The organism is Lentzea alba (assembly GCF_047445655.1).
Taxonomy (GTDB): domain Bacteria; phylum Actinomycetota; class Actinomycetes; order Mycobacteriales; family Pseudonocardiaceae; genus Lentzea; species Lentzea alba_A.
Genome location: NZ_JAJAEG010000046.1, coordinates 56,088 through 71,098 on the forward strand (window position 1 = coordinate 56,088; position 15,011 = coordinate 71,098).

The 15,011-nt window shown below is 68.6% G+C and carries 12 protein-coding genes; 6 read left to right on the plus strand and 6 right to left on the minus strand.

The annotated features are described in order from the left end of the window. Positions 1–50: 50 nt before the first annotated feature. Complete coding sequence (locus tag LFM09_RS45490; RefSeq protein ID WP_414102867.1) at positions 51–809, plus strand: SDR family oxidoreductase; 759 nt, start codon at positions 51–53, stop codon at positions 807–809. Positions 810–1,097: 288 nt separating this feature from the next. Here the strand turns inward: LFM09_RS45490 and LFM09_RS45495 are convergent, their stop codons facing one another. Beyond that, positions 1,098–2,048: a LysR family transcriptional regulator gene (locus LFM09_RS45495; RefSeq protein ID WP_414102868.1), complete on the minus strand. Its 951-nt coding sequence runs from the start codon at positions 2,046–2,048 to the stop codon at positions 1,098–1,100. 182 nt (positions 2,049–2,230) lie between these two features. On the opposite strand from LFM09_RS45495, the gene LFM09_RS45500 reads away from it, so the two are divergent. Beyond that, positions 2,231–2,656, plus strand: coding sequence for a nitroreductase family deazaflavin-dependent oxidoreductase (locus LFM09_RS45500; protein WP_414102869.1), 426 nt, complete (start codon positions 2,231–2,233; stop codon positions 2,654–2,656). Here LFM09_RS45500 and LFM09_RS45505 read toward each other — a convergent pair. Further along, positions 2,653–3,870: an MBL fold metallo-hydrolase gene (locus LFM09_RS45505; protein ID WP_414102870.1), complete on the minus strand. Its 1,218-nt coding sequence runs from the start codon at positions 3,868–3,870 to the stop codon at positions 2,653–2,655. The genes LFM09_RS45500 and LFM09_RS45505 overlap by 4 nt on opposite strands. Before the next feature lie 114 nt (positions 3,871–3,984). Between LFM09_RS45505 and LFM09_RS45510 the strand changes: the two genes are divergently transcribed. Together LFM09_RS45510 and LFM09_RS45515 are read left to right on the plus strand one after the other, a co-directional pair. After that, the gene (locus LFM09_RS45510) at positions 3,985–4,992 is read left to right on the plus strand and encodes a sensor histidine kinase (RefSeq protein ID WP_414102871.1); all 1,008 of its coding nucleotides are present in this window, start codon (positions 3,985–3,987) and stop codon (positions 4,990–4,992) included. After that, positions 4,989–5,594, plus strand: a complete 606-nt coding sequence (locus LFM09_RS45515; RefSeq protein WP_414102872.1) for a response regulator — start codon at positions 4,989–4,991, stop codon at positions 5,592–5,594. Before LFM09_RS45510 ends, LFM09_RS45515 begins: the two co-directional genes overlap by 4 nt. Here LFM09_RS45515 and LFM09_RS45520 read toward each other — a convergent pair. From LFM09_RS45520 to LFM09_RS45535, 4 genes are all read right to left on the minus strand, one after another. After that, positions 5,584–6,855: a PhzF family phenazine biosynthesis isomerase gene (locus LFM09_RS45520; RefSeq protein ID WP_414102873.1), complete on the minus strand. Its 1,272-nt coding sequence runs from the start codon at positions 6,853–6,855 to the stop codon at positions 5,584–5,586. The genes LFM09_RS45515 and LFM09_RS45520 overlap by 11 nt on opposite strands. 15 nt (positions 6,856–6,870) lie before the next feature. Next, positions 6,871–8,265: a hypothetical protein gene (locus tag LFM09_RS45525; protein ID WP_414102874.1), complete on the minus strand. Its 1,395-nt coding sequence runs from the start codon at positions 8,263–8,265 to the stop codon at positions 6,871–6,873. After that, positions 8,262–10,082 carry a dynamin family protein gene (locus LFM09_RS45530; protein WP_414102875.1) on the minus strand — a complete coding sequence of 607 codons (1,821 nt, stop codon included), beginning with the start codon at positions 10,080–10,082 and terminating at the stop codon, positions 8,262–8,264. The genes LFM09_RS45525 and LFM09_RS45530 overlap by 4 nt, the downstream gene beginning before the upstream one ends. Before the next feature lie 181 nt (positions 10,083–10,263). Beyond that, complete coding sequence (locus LFM09_RS45535; RefSeq protein WP_414102876.1) at positions 10,264–11,169, minus strand: IniB N-terminal domain-containing protein; 906 nt, start codon at positions 11,167–11,169, stop codon at positions 10,264–10,266. 221 nt (positions 11,170–11,390) lie between these two features. On the opposite strand from LFM09_RS45535, the gene LFM09_RS45540 reads away from it, so the two are divergent. Continuing rightward, complete coding sequence (locus LFM09_RS45540) at positions 11,391–12,599, plus strand: Hsp70 family protein (RefSeq protein ID WP_414102877.1); 1,209 nt, start codon at positions 11,391–11,393, stop codon at positions 12,597–12,599. 2 nt (positions 12,600–12,601) lie between these two features. Beyond that, entirely contained in the window at positions 12,602–14,935 is a 2,334-nt protein-coding gene (locus LFM09_RS45545; RefSeq protein ID WP_414102881.1) for a LuxR C-terminal-related transcriptional regulator, read from the plus strand. Positions 14,936–15,011 lie beyond the last annotated feature (76 nt).

Consider the following 15,011-nt stretch of genomic DNA (forward strand, 5'->3'; position numbering starts at 1 on the left):
CCTCAAAGTAGGTACTTTCCACAGGTTAGCGCTAACCGCAAGCTAGGCGCATGACGATCCTCATCACCGGAGCAACCGGCCAGTTCGGCAACGCAGTCGTCCGCTACGTCCTCGACCGCACGAACGAGCAGGTCATCGTGTCCGTGCGGAACCCGGAGAAGTTCGACGTGGCAGGCGTCGAGGTCCGCCAGGGCGACTTCGACCAGCCGGAGACCCTCGACTTCCGCGGCGTCGACAAGCTGCTGATCGTGTCCGCGGACGCGCACGACCCGAACGTCCGCATCCAGCAGCACGCCAACGCCATCGCCAAGGCGGCAGAGCACGGCGTGGGCCACATCTTCTACACGAGCCTCACCGACGCGGACACGTCCACGGTGGGCGTCGCGGTCGTGCACAAGGCTGCCGAGGAGGCCATCCGCGCCACCGGCATCCCGTTCACGTTCCTGCGCAACGGCATGTACCACGAGAACTACCTGGGTGCGCTGGCCGGCGAGGTCGTGGCGGTCTCCACCAAGGACGGCCGGGTCGCGAGCGCCGCGCGTGACGACTTCTCACTCGCCGCCGCCGTCGCGCTCACCACCGAGGGCCACGAGAACCAGGTCTACGAGCTCACCGGTTCGACCACCTGGTCGTTCCCCGAGCTCGCCGGCGACCGGTTCCGCGACGTCAGCGACGACGACCTGATCGCGGCCGGCGTGCCCGCGTTCGTGGTCGACTTCTTCGTGGCGATCCGCAACGGCGTGTTCGCCGAGGTCCGCCCGGACCTGGAGAAGCTGATCGGGCGGCCCTCACGCCCCATCGCGGTCTAGTGCCGTGACCGCCGACCTTCACCGCGTCTTCGGCGCTCAGCAGGGCGCCTCGCGGCACCTCCCCGCGCCCAGCAACCAACACAGCCAACCAGGACGAGGACGCGGGGCCGGCACCACGATGCACCGGTCTGACCACCGAACACGGGGCAAAGACCGACGGTCACGGCACTAGGCGAACTCGGGATGCGCCTCCGGATGCGCGTCCCACCACTTGCGGTACTCCGGATTGCGGNCCACGATGCACCGGTCTGACCACCGAACACGGGGCAAAGACCGACGGTCACGGCACTAGGCGAACTCGGGATGCGCCTCCGGATGCGCGTCCCACCACTTGCGGTACTCCGGATTGCGGTCCAGCACCGACCGGTAGGCGTCGGCGGCGCACGCGAACACCTCGTGCGCCCGCCCCGCCACCGGAGAGTCCCGCCGCGTCGCCACGAAGACGTCCGTGAAGAACGGGACACCGCGCAGCTTGCGGATCACGATGCCGTCGCCGGTCCTCGAAGGTGCCGCCGCGAACGACACCGCGCCGCTCGCCACCAGGCCGCGGGCCATGCTCGACTCGCCGGTGTGGTGCGTCAGCTTCGGCACGAACCCGGCGTCCGCGCACGCCTGGAACATCTGCATGCGGTTGCCCATCATGTGCGCGGTCGGGGTGACCCAGTCGCGGTCGGCGAGCTGCCCGAGGTCGATCTCCTCCTGCTCGGCCAGCGGGTCCTTCTCCGACACCGCGACGAACGCCGGTTCGCTGACGAGCTTGCGCAGCTCGATGCCGGCCAGGTCGCGCGACGGCATGCCGTCGAAGAACTCGAACAACGCCACGTGCACCCGGCCCTGCTCCAGCAGGTCCACGATCTCCGCCGACGACTGCCGCACCTCCGCGCGCACGTCGGCGTTGAGCTGCCGCAGTCCTTCGACGAGCGCCGCGAAGTACAGGATCGAGATGCAGCCGAGGTACAACGGCCCGCGGCGGTCCGTCTCTCTCGTGGTGGCCATCAGCTGAGCCATCTCGTCGAGCACGAGTCTCGCCGTGCCCAGCACACGGCGGCCCAGGTCCGTTGGGACGCAGCCGTTGCGCGTTCGGTCGAACAGCTGTCCGCCGACCAGTCTCTCGACTGTGCGCAGTTGGGCGGACAAGGCGGGTTGGGTCAGTCCGAGCCGCGCGGCGGCCCTGGTCACGCTGCCTTCCTCGGCGATGGTGCGAACCGCGCGGAGGTGGCGGAGCTCCAGCTCGGGCATAAAGACCTTGTATCCCCCTTCTGAATGAGCCGCCACCCTTCGATCGGGGCATAGTGACTTTCGAAGATCTTCCGGCCCGGCGCTTGCGGCAGCGCTCACGGGTCCGGCGCGGGAGGGTGCGCACCCCTCGGTTCGACGCTGCTGCCGCGCACCCTGCGCTCCGCGGCAGTAGCGTCGAACCCATGGCGGTGAAGGACTCTCCCACTGGCTGGGTGAACGAGCACATCAGGAAGTACGTCGAGACCGACGGTGCCGAGGGCCACGAGTGGCGGCCGGGCGTGCACACGTTGCTGCTGACGACCAAGGGGCGCAAGAGCGGCGAGCTGCGCCGGACCGCGCTCATCTACCAGCGCGACGGTGACAACTACGTGGTGGTCGCGTCGCAGGGCGGCAAGCCCCAGCACCCGTCCTGGTACCTCAACCTGGAAGCGGACGACCAGGCCGAAGTCCAGGTCGCGGCGGACAAGTTCCAGGCGCACGCGCGCACAGCCGGCCCCGACGAGCGAGACCGGCTGTGGGCGTTGATGAACGAGGTCTGGCCGTCGTACTCCGACTACCAGAAGAAGACGGACCGGCAGATCCCCGTCGTTGTGCTGGAACGGATCTAGAGGTCCTTCGGCTGGTCCACGCGCGCGGACACCGACATCGTCTTGAGGTTCTCGCGCAACCACACGTCGACGGCGCCGAGGCGGCCGGTCCACTTGCGCAGGATCGGCTCCTCGGCCTTGACCGCGATGGCCTCGTACCAGAGCTCGACGGCCGCCCACGTGTTGCCGGCCTCGACCTGACCGAAGAACGGCGCGATGGGCGTCGCCGCGATGGCCGCGTTCGTCTCCCGCCACATGTCGAAGACGAACTCGCGTGACTCGGCGATGTCCTTCTTGGCGCCGTAGCGGTGCATGTGGCCGCCGACGAACGTGTCGATGTCGAGCTTCAGCAGGTCGTTGTGCGCCCGCAGCACGCCGGGCACGCTGTCCGCGCTGCCGAACGCCCGGAACGGCGCCCAGCCCGGCACGGCCACGTCGATCAGCATCGCGAACCGCTGCTGCGGCGAGTGGATGATGATGTTGCCCGACTCGTGGTTCGGGCCGGGGTAGGACAGCACGAGCTTCTGCCCGCCGACGTCGAGGACGTGCTCGCCGTCGAACGTCATCGTCGGCATGGGCCGCGCCGGGTCGTTGGCCGCCTTGAGGATGCGCGCGGTCTCCCCGTGCGCGATCCGCACCGCGTTGGGGAACAGGTTCGCCGCGCCGACGTGGTCGCTGTGGCTGTGCGAGTAGACGAAGTGCGTGACCGGCTTGTTCGTCACGGCCGCGATCGCCTGCGGCAGCCGAGCTCCGTGGCCCGCCGGTGCGTCGAGCACGATCACGCCGGTGTCGGTCACCACGAACGCGCTCTGTGCGGCGCCGACCGTGACCCCGTAGGCGCGGTCGCTGAACTTGTCCAGGCGGTAGCCCTCCGGCCCGAACGGCTGGGGCTTCGAACCGGCGGGAATCGGCGCGAACGTGCGGGTGTTCGGACCCGCGGGCGACTCCGGCAGCAGGACCTTCTGGCCGGGGTGGGGGTCTCGGCCGCGCAGGTCCGGGTTCGCCGCCAGCAGTTCCTTCCAGCGGTCGACGTTGCCGAGGAACCTGGTCGCGATCGTCTTCAGGGTGTCGCCGGACTGGGCGACGTAGAAGGCCACCCCGCGCTTGGTGCTGATCGACACGTCGAGGGCGTGCGCGGTGCCGCCCACGAGCGGGACGGCGGCCACCGAGGCGGCGGCACCCCACTTGAGCACGTTGCGCCGGCTCGGCTTTTCGGAAGGACAGGTCTCACACACGGTTCGGCTTCCTCTCGGGTCCTCAGACGGCGTGTGTGAAGGTTCGCTGTCGATTCACCGTCTCGAATCGGCGCGAGGGGTGAGAGCGCGGTCATCCTTTTGCATGATGTGCGGGTGGACACCGAGCGGTTCGACCGGATCGTGCACTTCGGCACCTTCGTGGTGCTCGCTGCCTGCACGTTCCGCTACCTGTGGTGGAGCGGCCTGGAACTGAAGGCGCTGCCCGTCGTCGGCGCCGCGGTGGCGTTCGGCCTGCTCTACGCAGTGCTCCGTCGGCACGTCCTGGTGGTGCTGGCCGCCTGGGTCGGGCTGACCCTGCTCGCGCCGAGCTTCGCCTGGCTCGCCGTCCCGCTGTTCTTCCTGGTGCTGCGGGCGTTCTCGACGAGGGTCGCGCTGGTCCTGGTGATCGGGATGACGGGGTTCGCCGCGATCGAGAGCACGCTGCACGCGCGGCAGACGTGGGATCCCAGCCCGGCGGTGGCGCCGGTGCTGATCGCGGTGCTCGCGTTCGTGCTGTTCCGGCAGGTGCACGAGACGGGCAGGCTGGCCGAGCGCGACCGGCTGGCCCGCGAGATCCACGACACGCTCGCCCAGGGCCTGTCGAGCATGCACCTGCTGCTCCAGGCGGCCGACCAGGAATGGGCTTCTCCCGACAAGGCGCGCTCGCACGTGCGGCAGGCCGCGTCCGTGGCGCAGGAGAACCTCGCGGAGGCCCGCCGGTTCGTGCGCGACCTCCCGCCGCCGGCGCTGGACGACACGTCACTGCCGGAGGCGTTGCGGCGGATCGGCGGGGACGCGACGGTGCGGGTGATCGGCGAGCCGTTCCCGCTCGGGCTGGACGAGCAGATCGCGTTGCTGCGCGTCGCCCAGGGCGCGTTGGCCAACGTGCGGCAGCACGCGCGTGCGTCGCACGTGGTGGTGACGCTGACGTACCTGAACTCCGAAGTTGTGCTGGACGTGTGTGACGACGGAGTGGGTTTCGACCCGGAGACGGGACGCGGCTTCGGGCTGCGCGCGACCAGGCAGCGCATCGAGGCGCTGGGCGGCCGCGTGACGGTGGAGAGCGCCCCTGGCGAAGGCACCGTGCTCGCGGCATCGGTGCCGGTGCGGAGCTTGTTGTGAAGGTGCTCATCGTCGACGACCACCCGGTGGTCCGGGCGGGCCTGCGCGCGTTGCTGGCCACGCGGTTCGAGGTCGTCGGAGAGGCCGCGGACGGTGTGGAGGCGGTGCGCCTGGTCGCGGCGCTGCGGCCGTGTGTCGTGCTGATGGACCTCCAGCTCGGCGACGGGATGGACGGCATCACGGCCACGCGGCAGATCGCCGGCCAGACCAGGGTGGTCGTGCTGACCACCTACGACACGGACGCCGACGTGCTGCGCGCCATCGAGGCGGGCGCGGCCGGTTACCTGCTCAAGGAGGCGCCGCCGGAGGAGTTGTTCCGTGCGCTGCGCACAGCGATGACGGGTGAGGTGGCGCTGTCACCGGCCGTCGCCTCCCGGATGGCCCGGCGGGTGCGGGCGCCGCAGATCGCGTTGTCCGCGCGGGAGATCGAGATCCTGGAGCTGATCGCGGCCGGGCGGTCCAACCGCGACATCGGCCGCATGCTCTTCATCAGCGAGGCCACGGTGAAGACGCACGTCAAGCACGTCTTCAACAAGCTGGGCGTGGACTGTCGCACCGCGGCCGTGCGGACCGCGGTGGACCGTCGTCTCATCAGATTGTGACTGCTGCCCCGGTCACGGTGACGCGCCGATCTTCGCGCGTGGCATCGACCTCCAGCCGTGACGGCCTGCCCATGTCCTCGCCCTGGCTGATGACGAACCGTTGCGGCCCTTCGAGGTCGCGCAGGTAGCCACCGAACGCGGCGGCCGCAGCACCCGTCGCCGCGTCCTCCACCACGCCACCGACCGGGAACGGGTCGCGGGCGTGCACCACGCCCGATTCGTCGCGCCACCACAGGTGCACGGTCGTGAGGTCGTGCGCCAGCATCAGGTCGCGCAACGCGTCGAAGTCGTAGTCGAGGTTCGCGAGCTGCTCGCGGTCCTTCAGCCCGATCAACAGGTGGCGCGCGCCGCCGAAGCCCACGTGCACCGGAGCGTCGCCGATCTCCGTGTACCCCAACGCTTCCAGCGCACCCCGCACGAGTTCGGGAGCGGCCTCGGCGGTGCTCGTCGGCACGCTGGTCAACGACGCGGTTCCGGCGGAGGTCTCGATGGTGATCTCACCGGCGGGCGTGTGGAACGTCAGCGGCCCGTCGCCGATCCGTTCTGCCAGCGCGACCGACGTGGCGATCGTGGCGTGCCCGCAGAACGGCACCTCGGCCTTCGGGCTGAAGTACCGGACGTCGAACTCGCGCCCTTCCTTCGGCAGAACGAACGCCGTCTCGGAGTAGCCCACCTTCGCGGCGATGGCCAGCATCTCGTCGTCGGTCAGGCCGGTCGCGTCGAGCACGACGCCTGCCGGGTTGCCGCCTGCAGGGTCCTTCGTGAACGCGCTGTAGCGCAGTACCCCCGTGTCACTCATACCTCGCTGCAACGCATAACCGTGCTGAAGTCTTCCGAACATGTACTTGCTGGTGAAGTACCTCAGCCCGGCCTTCTCGATGACCCGGCCGGACGCGGCGTTCTCCACCTGATGACCGGCGAACACGCGGTCCTTGATGCCGAGCGCCTTGTCCCGCAGCCGCTCGGCGATCCCGGTCGCGAGTCCGCGGCCCCAGTGGCCGGGGTCGACCCAGTACCCGATCTCGATCCCGTCCGAGCCGCGGTCGACCATCGACGCGAGCCCGACGACCTCGCCGTCCTCGACGACCGCGTGCCAGCCGAAGCCGTGCTCGTCCCAGTGCCGCAAGGCCTTCCGGTGCCGCTCGGCGGCGTACTCCGGCGTCCAGGTGGTGCCGTCACCGACGTACTCGGTCACCCGCGGGTCCGCTGACCAGCGCAGCAGGTGGTCGAAGTGCTCGTTCCCCCAACGCACGAGTTCCATGAGCGCCATCGTGCCTCAGTGGATCTGCGGGAGGAGTCCTTCGCAGGTCCTGACCACGATCTGCGCGGCCTTCCGCTGCTCGTTCGGCGCGTGCACGTCAGCGGCCTGCGCCTGCCACCGCACGAGCGCGTCGAGCAACGCCTCCCGTTGCTCGCGGGGGTCGGCCTCGTAGTCGAAACCCAGACGTGCCAAAGAGGTCGTGCCCTCGGCGCCGATCAGCCGAAGCGCTTCGGTCTGCAGCTCGCCCGGCAGTTTCGTGCGGCCGGACTGCAGCGCGGCCACGAGCCGCAGCTCGCGGAAGTCGTGGGCGGAGGCGACGACCCGCTCCAGATCGGTCATCAGCTTGCGGGCGTTCTGCCGCGGCTCCATCCGGAACAGCACGTCCAGCGCCAGCAACGCGGACCGCGCCTTGAGGATCTCGCGCCGCTCGGTGAAGTGGACCGCGATCGAGTCGCGCAGCTCGCCCAGGCCGCTGCGCTGCACCAGCTGCCCGGTGAGCTTGACCTGGGTGTCGAAACCCTGCCGGATCAGCGCGGTGATCAGCCGGACGCCGAAGATCCCGAACCGTTCGAGCAACGCCTGCCGCACGGCCGGTTCCATCTGCACCGGGAACTGCTCGCCGACGAACCGGTCCGCCGACAGCAGGTGGTCTTCGAGCTCCTCGCGGCCGAGCGCAGCCAGCGCCCGCAACGCCTGGAACTCGTCCTCCCGCAACGTCTTCGCGGCCACCGCGAGCAGCCCCGCTACCGAGACCACGTTCTGGCACAACGGTTGCACGGCCACGTCGCGGCGGTACCGGCGGGCGATCTGCTTGGCGGACGACAGCGCGTCGATCCGCCCGGCCCCGATCTCGTCGGCACGGGCGAGCACCGCGACCGTGTGAATCGCGGCGGTGCGGGCGATCGGGTGGTCGTTGGCGGACTGCAGGAACTTCAGGTCCTCGTCCTGCACGTGCCGCATCAGGTACAGCAACGCGTCCGCTTCACCCAGCACCTGCTCGGGGGTGGCCTCGGACGGCGTGTCGATCAGCACGATGTCCCGCAACGTACGTGATGGCCACTCGACGACGACGCGGTCGGCACGGTCGAACTGGCCGATCTCGACGTGGTGACGGCTGCCCCGCCGGCCCAGCGGGACCTCGTGCGGACGGCCGGGGCCGGAGAAGACGTGCGCCCGCGCCTCGGCCCCGCCCCGGTACCAGACGAACGAGCTCAGCGGCGCGAACTCGTCGCCGATCAGGGCGTTGACCACAGTGGACTTGCCGATGCGGGACCGGCCGGCCACCGCGATGCGGACGGGTTCGGTGTAGCGCTCGAGGTGGGTGCGCAGCCAGGCCGTGGCGCGCGGGCTGTCGCGGTAGACGGCCAGCGCTTCCTGCAGCATCGACCAGACGACACGGTCCAAAGTCACGCGGTGAGCTCCATCGCCGGACCCCCGAGCGTCTGCACCCGCTTGTAGAGCGTGACCAGCTTGTCCAGCTCCTTGCGGCCTTCGCGCATCCGAGTCTCGCGTTCGGTCTGGTCGTCCTGCACCGCGCGCTTGGCGCTGCGGGCGGACTCCAGGAGCGTCTCCTGCAGCTCCTCGGCGAGGGTGCTGAAGTGGTTGCGCAGCGAACGCTGGATGTGCCGGCCGGAGTCGCGGACGTCCTTGGAGAACTTGATGAAGAAGTCGTCCACGTGCTTCTGCGCGGCGGCTTTCGCGGCGGCCTGGCGGCGCTTCAGCCGTTGGTCGCTTTCGTCCAAAATGGTCTTTCCGCCGAACAGGGCACCGGCGCCGAGCGAGATCACGTTGATCAGCGGCATGCCGGCCAGCGACGTCACCAGACCGAACATCAGCACGCCGCCGTACGAGCCGCGCAGACCGGTGAAGAGCTTCTGCGGGATGGAGAACGGCTCGATCTTCGGCTTCTCCAGCTTGCCGACCGGCTCCAGCAGGTCGTCCGGCAGCACCGAACCGGGGATCAGGTCCTCGCGGTAGACCGGGAAGTTCTTGGCGACCTTCGCGGCCACCCACTCCGCGCGTTCCATCAGCCAGGCGAAGTTCGTGGTGGCGGCCTCGTTGAGGTTGTCCTCCAGCCACTGCTCGAACTTGTCCCAGCCGATCGCGGGGTCGGCCTCGTCGTAGGTCTTGTCGACCTCGCGCAGGATCTTGCGGGTCCGGTCGCGCAGGTCGTACTCGACGTCGGAGATCAGGTCGGCCATCTCGTCGTTGAGCACGTTCTGCCAACGTGCGGACCGGCGGCGCAGCTCGTCGACGCGGCGTTGCGCTTCCTGCAACGTCGAGATCGTGGCGGCCGTGCGGGACGAGTCGTGCGCGGTCAGCTCCTCGCGCAACGGCGTGACGAGCTGGGTGATGGCACTGGAGGCGACGACGGCGACGGCACGGCGGGCCAGCAGGTCGGCGCTGGCGACGATGTCCCGTTGCACGCACGCGAGCAGTTCGGGGAATCCGGATTCGGTGTTCAGGCGCTGGTCACCGGTCTTCGCGGCGCGCAGCCTCAAGGCCGAAGACACGGGGATGAGCTTCGCCCGGACGCCGGCGCGGGCCAGCAGGGCGCGGTTGCGTTCGACGACGTTGCGCCACGTCGGCACCAGGTCGATCTTCGTGACGACCACGGTGACGTTCGGGCAGGCCTCCATGACCTTCTTGAGCAGCGTCATCTCCGCCGAGGTCAGCTCGCCGGTGGCGTCGGAGACCATCAGCACCGCGTCGGCCTGCATCAGCGTCGCGAACGTGCTGGCGGTGTGCGCCGCTCGGGTGTCACCCACTCCGGGGGTGTCGATCAGGACCAGGCCGCTGTCGAGCAACGCGCGGGGGATGCCGACCTCCGCCCGCACGACCTCGCGCGGGTGAATGGCGGAGACCTGCTTGGTCACCTGGTCGATCGGGACCGCGATGCGCTCGGTCGGCGTGTGGAAGATCGATCCGCGTGCGGAGGCGTTGCGGACCAGCGCGGCCGACGGCGTGTCGGCGTGCTGCACGTAGGTGGGCACAGTCGTCGTGATGTCATCGCCCACCGCGCAGACAGGTGCGTTGAGCAGGGCGTTGACGAGCTGACTCTTGCCTTGTTTGGACTCGCCGACGACGAGAACGCGCAACTTGGGGTCGAGTTGCTGGGCCCGCTTCTCCCGCAGCCGGGCCTCCAGATCGGGCCTCCGGTGCGTGACGCAGGCCCCGATCGTCTCGTCGAGCACGTCGAGCCAGGGCGGGGCCATCACCTGACTCATAGTGCCGTGTTCACCCCCTTGGGTGAAAGCCTGGAACGCAAGACCGGTTCCGTTCGGGCGATCCGGTGCCGGTCGGACGGCCGGTGACGTTGCTCACCGGGACCGTGGTTTTTCCTGTTGAGACACCGAACCGGCCCTGTCCAGAGGCGACAGAGCCGGTCCGATTTCGGTCAGAGAAGCCTTAGAGCAGGCCACCCAGGTCGAGGTCGCCCACGACCGGCAGGTCGCCCGCCACGCCGGTGACGTTGCCGACCACGTTGCCGACACCCGCGGTGTCGCCGACCAGGCCGGTCGCGTGGTCCGCGACACCGGTGACGGTGCCGACCGCGTTGCCCGCGATGCCCTGGACCTGGCCGATGGTGTCGTGCGTCTGCAGGCCGACGTTGCCTTCCGCCACCGAGCCCAGGCCGGTCACGTTGAGGGCGCCACCCAGGGAAGCGTCCGCGCCACCGACGGTGCCGAGCAGGCCGTCCGCCAGGCCGGTCACGCCGGTCAGCTGGCCGAGCAGGCCGTCGGCGCCGGGGACGAGGCCGGTCGCGGTGGACAGGGTGGAGTCGACCGTGGAGGTCGCGGTGTCGGCCACGTCGAGCGCGGTGCCGGTGACCGGGGAGGCGGTCTGGTCGAGGACCGAGGCCACGTCGCCGACGACGGAGAAGTCGCCGTCGAGCTTGACGGCGCCGGCGCCGTAGGCGTCAGCGGTGTTCGTGCCGGCCCACACGGTGAGGCCGTTCTCGTCAGCGGCGAGCAGGCCGGCCGACGAGGAACCGATGTCGGTGAGGGACACGCCCGACGAGGTCAGCTGAGACGCAACGGCCTGCAGCTGGCTGATGGCGCCGAGCGGGCCCTCCGCGAGGGCGTCCTCCACAACTCCGTCGAAGTAGACACCCTCGATGCCGGGCAGGCCAGCGGGGGTTTCGGGGAGCAGGTCGATGACGAGCGGGATGACCTCCTGCACGTCAACGGCGGTGATGTCGGCCAGGCCAGCCTGCTCCAACGTGCCCTGAGCGTCAGCCGCGAAAGCAGCCTTGAGCGACGGGTCGCTGAGCAGGTTGAGCACGAAGTCGTGGAGCGTGCTGGGCGACTGCATCATTTTGAAGGATCTCCGATGTGTGAACCACGTATCAATTGGTGCGGCTCAAGGTATGAGAGCGGGTCCACCCCGAACATCGGGGATCACTCCCAGTGAATCCCCGTTCCCTGATGGGGTGACGGTCGTTAACCCCCTAGGGGATTAGGGGCACCGCTTGAGCGCCTCTCGTTCACCCGTGTAGGTACTGGTCGCTGCTGCGAACAGGTGAGGGAAGAGACTTGGCGTACGTACTCGGAGTCGATGTCGGGACCACCCGCACGACTGCTGCCGTGTGCCGCCTCGACGGGGCCCGCGATGCCGAGATCGCCCTGGTCGTGCCGTCGTTGCTGCAGCTCACGGATGCTGGGACGTTCTCGGTCGGCGATGTCGACCCCACCGGCTGGACGGCCTCCGGATTCGTCCGCAGAGTGGGCGACGCGGTGCCGTTCTCGCTGGGTCCGGAGTCGTGCCCGGCCGAGGAGCTCACCGCGTTGCTGATCATGTGGGTGATCGGCGAGGTTGTCGCCCGAGAGGGTGAACAGCCCCGTCACGTGGCCGTCAGTCACCCAGCCGGGTGGGGCCCCTATCGCCGAGGGCAGCTCTACGCGGCGTTGCGGCAGGTCGGGGTGCACGACGTGACGCTCGTGCCGGAGCCGTTCGCGGCCGCTGAAAACCACGCTGTGCGCTCTCGTGTGCTTCCGGATTCGTCGCTCGCGGTGTTCTCGCTGGGCAGCCACGCGTTCTCCGCGTCGGTGGTGAAGCGGACCTCTGGCCGGACGTTCGAGCTGGTCAACCACGTCGAGGGCATCGACCACCACGCCGGCGCGGACTTCGACGACCTGCTCGCCGGGTTGGTCCGCGGCCGGCTCGGCAAGGACGGGTTCGTGTCGGCTTTGGAGTGCGAGGCGGCCAAGCGGGCGTTCGGTCCTGCCGTGGTGATCAGCGGCGTCGAGGTCACCCGCGACGAGTTCGTCGAGGAGATCCGGCCTTCCGTCGACCACCTGGTCTGCACTTTTACTCGCGCGTTGGGGGCAGTTCAGCCCGACGCCGTGCTGCTGGTCGGTGGTGCGTGCCGGATGCCGGTGATCGGCGACGCGCTGTCCGCGGCCGTCGACTGCCGGGTGCTGGCCGAGGCCGCACCCGAGCACTCGGTCGCGAAGGGCGCGGCCGTCGCCGCTCGGTTGGTGCTCGTCGGCCCCGAGGCCGAGCCGGAGCCGATCGAGACGTCCGTGCTGGTCCACACCCGTGAAGCCTCGTTGCGGTTCCCGGTCGGCGAGATCGCCAGGCCCGACGACGAGGAGTTCACCGCGCCGCCGCCCCGGCCGCCGGTGGACGTGTCCCCGCTGGAGCTGCCGCCACGCCGCGTGAAGCGCGTGGCGCGCGTGCTCAAGCCCGCCGGGCGCAGGTCCGGCTCCCGATCCCGAGATGATGATGAGGACGGCCGTTGAGCGTGACCACGCGAGCCAGGTTGGTGCTGGACGTCTCTGTTCGAGATGTCCTCGACCGGATCAACGACGCCGCCGCCGGCACACGGCTGCGCGTTGTCGTTGTGGCGCCTGGTGGTTACGGCAAGACAGCGCTGCTGTCGGAGATCACCAACTCCGCGGTGCGCGTCGTCGATGATGCTCATCTTCTGGATGATGCTTCGTTGCGTGCACTTGCTGCTGAGCCGTTGTTGGTGCTGGCGTACCGGCCGTGGCCGCGTCGTGCGGTGCTGGCTGAGCTGACTCGTGGTGCGGTGGTTGTGCCGTTGGCCGCGTTCTCGCGTGAGCAGGTTCGGGAGGTTCTGCACGCGCCGAAGCCTGTTGTGGACTTCGTGTTCGCGCAGACCGGTGGGGTGCCTGGGCTGGTGGAGCGGCTCGGGGCGGCTACCGAGGTATCTGCTGATGTTCTTGGCGGGTTTCGGGCTGAGCTCGACTGGTTGGATCCGGATCTGCAGAAGTTCCTGCTGGCTGCGGAGGCTGGTTCGGCTCAGCGGCTGGACTTGTTGTCTGCGTTGCTGGACAAGGACTTCGATGAGGTCAGCGACATCATCGAGGCCGCTCGGGCCACTGGTCTGCTGGCTGAGGACGGGACGTTGTTGCCGTTGGCGCATCGGGCTGTCGGGGCGTTGACGCGGGCTGAGCGGCGGATTGCTGTTCGGCAGCGGTTGGCGCAGTTGCAGCTTGATCGTGGTGGGCCGGTGCTGGATCTCGTTCGGCCGCTGCTGGACAGCGGTATTGGTGGGCCGGTGTTCGCTGCGGCTGCTCGCGAGGCGTTGTCTTCGGATCCTGCGTTGGCTGCTCGGTTGTTCGGGGCTTCTACCGGGGGTGGGGCGCCTTCTGCTGAGGTTGCCGCGCAGTGGGCCACGGCTTCTGCGATGGCCGGCGATCTGGACGCGGCCTTGCGGTTGGCCGATCAGGTGATCAGTGCATCTGACACGCCGCATCGGCGTACTGCTGCTGAGGTTGCTGCTGTTGCGTTGGCGCACCGGGGGCAGTTGGCTCGGAGCACTGAGCTGTTCCGGTGGGCTGCTACGCCGTACGCGGCTGCGTTCGCCGGGATCGGGTTGATCGGGACCGGGCATCGGTTCGAGGAGACGCCGCCGCAGCCTCCCACCATGCTTGGTGGGGCTGCTTCCCTGATGTTGCAAGGGGTTCGGCAGTCGGTTTCTGGGGCTGAGACTGCTGCACTGTCCACTTTGGTCCGGGCTTCGTCGATGCTAGAGCCTGCCGGTGGGGCGGTGTTGTTGCCGGACAGTCCTGCTGCGTTGGCTGCGCTTGTTGCGATGCACTGTGGTGAGCCGAACGTTGCCGAGTCGGTGCTGGACCGGGCCGTGGAGTCCGGGACCGGTGGCGTGTTGATGTCCACGCGGCATCGGTTGTTGCAGGCTTGGCTGCAGATGCTGCGTGGCAATCTGGCTGTGGCTCGTGAGACGTTGATGTCGTTGCGTGGGGCGTTCGAGCCGCGGGACTGGATCTTTGCTGTGGCGTTGGAGGTTGGGGTCGCTCGGCGGAACTCTGATCTTGCTACGTTGCGGCGGACCTGGGAGCAAGCCTGTGAGGCTGTGCTTCGGCATCCTGTGGATCTTTTTTCGTTGTTGCCGTTGGGGGAGTTTGCTGCTGCTGCCGCTCGGTTGAGGGATCAAGGGCGGCTGGCGCCGCATTTGGCTCAGGCTTCTGCGTTGTTGCGGTCGTTGGGGGAGCCTCCGCTGTGGGCTACGCAGTTTCATTGGAGTTTGTTGCACGCGGCGATCATCGATGAGAATGCTGCGGGCGCTGAGGAGCATGCTGCTGCGTTGGCTGTCAATGCTGAGCGCAGTCGGTATTGTGCGATTGTTTCTGCCGCTGCTGAGTCATGGCTGGATGTGGTGGCGGGGAAGGTCGATGCTGATCGGGTGGAGGGGGCTGCTCGGTCGCTGCATGCTGTCGGGTTGTGGTGGGATGCTTCTCGGTTGGCTGGTCAGGCGGCTATTCGTACCTCTGATCGGCAGGCCATGGTTCGGTTGTTGGATTGTGCTCGGTTGTTGCAGGGTCGGCCGGTGTCTTCTCGCCGTTCTGGGGGTGGGGTGGCTGAGGAATTGCCGGTGGTTGTAGAGGATGCCGGGAAGTTGAGTGATCGGGAGAGGGAGGTTGCTCAGCTGGTTTTGGAGGGTATGACGTACAAGCAGGTTGGGGATCGGCTGTTTATTTCGGCCAAGACTGTTGAGCATCACATGGCTCGGATGCGGCAGCGGTTGGGGTCTACCAGTCGGTCTGATTTGCTTGCTCAGTTGCGGCATATTGTTGGGGGTTCTGGGCAGTAGTGCGCGCCGGTTTGGTGGGGGCTCCGCCCCGGACCCAATGCCGCGTAGCTTAAGTTGATCTTGGTGTTGTGCTGGT

Coding starts and splice junctions, on each gene's coding strand:
- LFM09_RS45535 (WP_414102876.1), bottom strand. CDS start 11,169: ATGCAGTCGCCCAGCACGCTCCACGACTTCGTGCTCAACCTGCTCAGC.
- LFM09_RS45495 (WP_414102868.1), bottom strand. CDS start 2,048: ATGCCCGAGCTGGAGCTCCGCCACCTCCGCGCGGTTCGCACCATCGCC.
- LFM09_RS45530 (WP_414102875.1), bottom strand. CDS start 10,082: ATGAGTCAGGTGATGGCCCCGCCCTGGCTCGACGTGCTCGACGAGACG.
- LFM09_RS45490 (WP_414102867.1), top strand. CDS start 51: ATGACGATCCTCATCACCGGAGCAACCGGCCAGTTCGGCAACGCAGTC.
- LFM09_RS45500 (WP_414102869.1), top strand. CDS start 2,231: ATGGCGGTGAAGGACTCTCCCACTGGCTGGGTGAACGAGCACATCAGG.
- LFM09_RS45520 (WP_414102873.1), bottom strand. CDS start 6,855: ATGGAACTCGTGCGTTGGGGGAACGAGCACTTCGACCACCTGCTGCGC.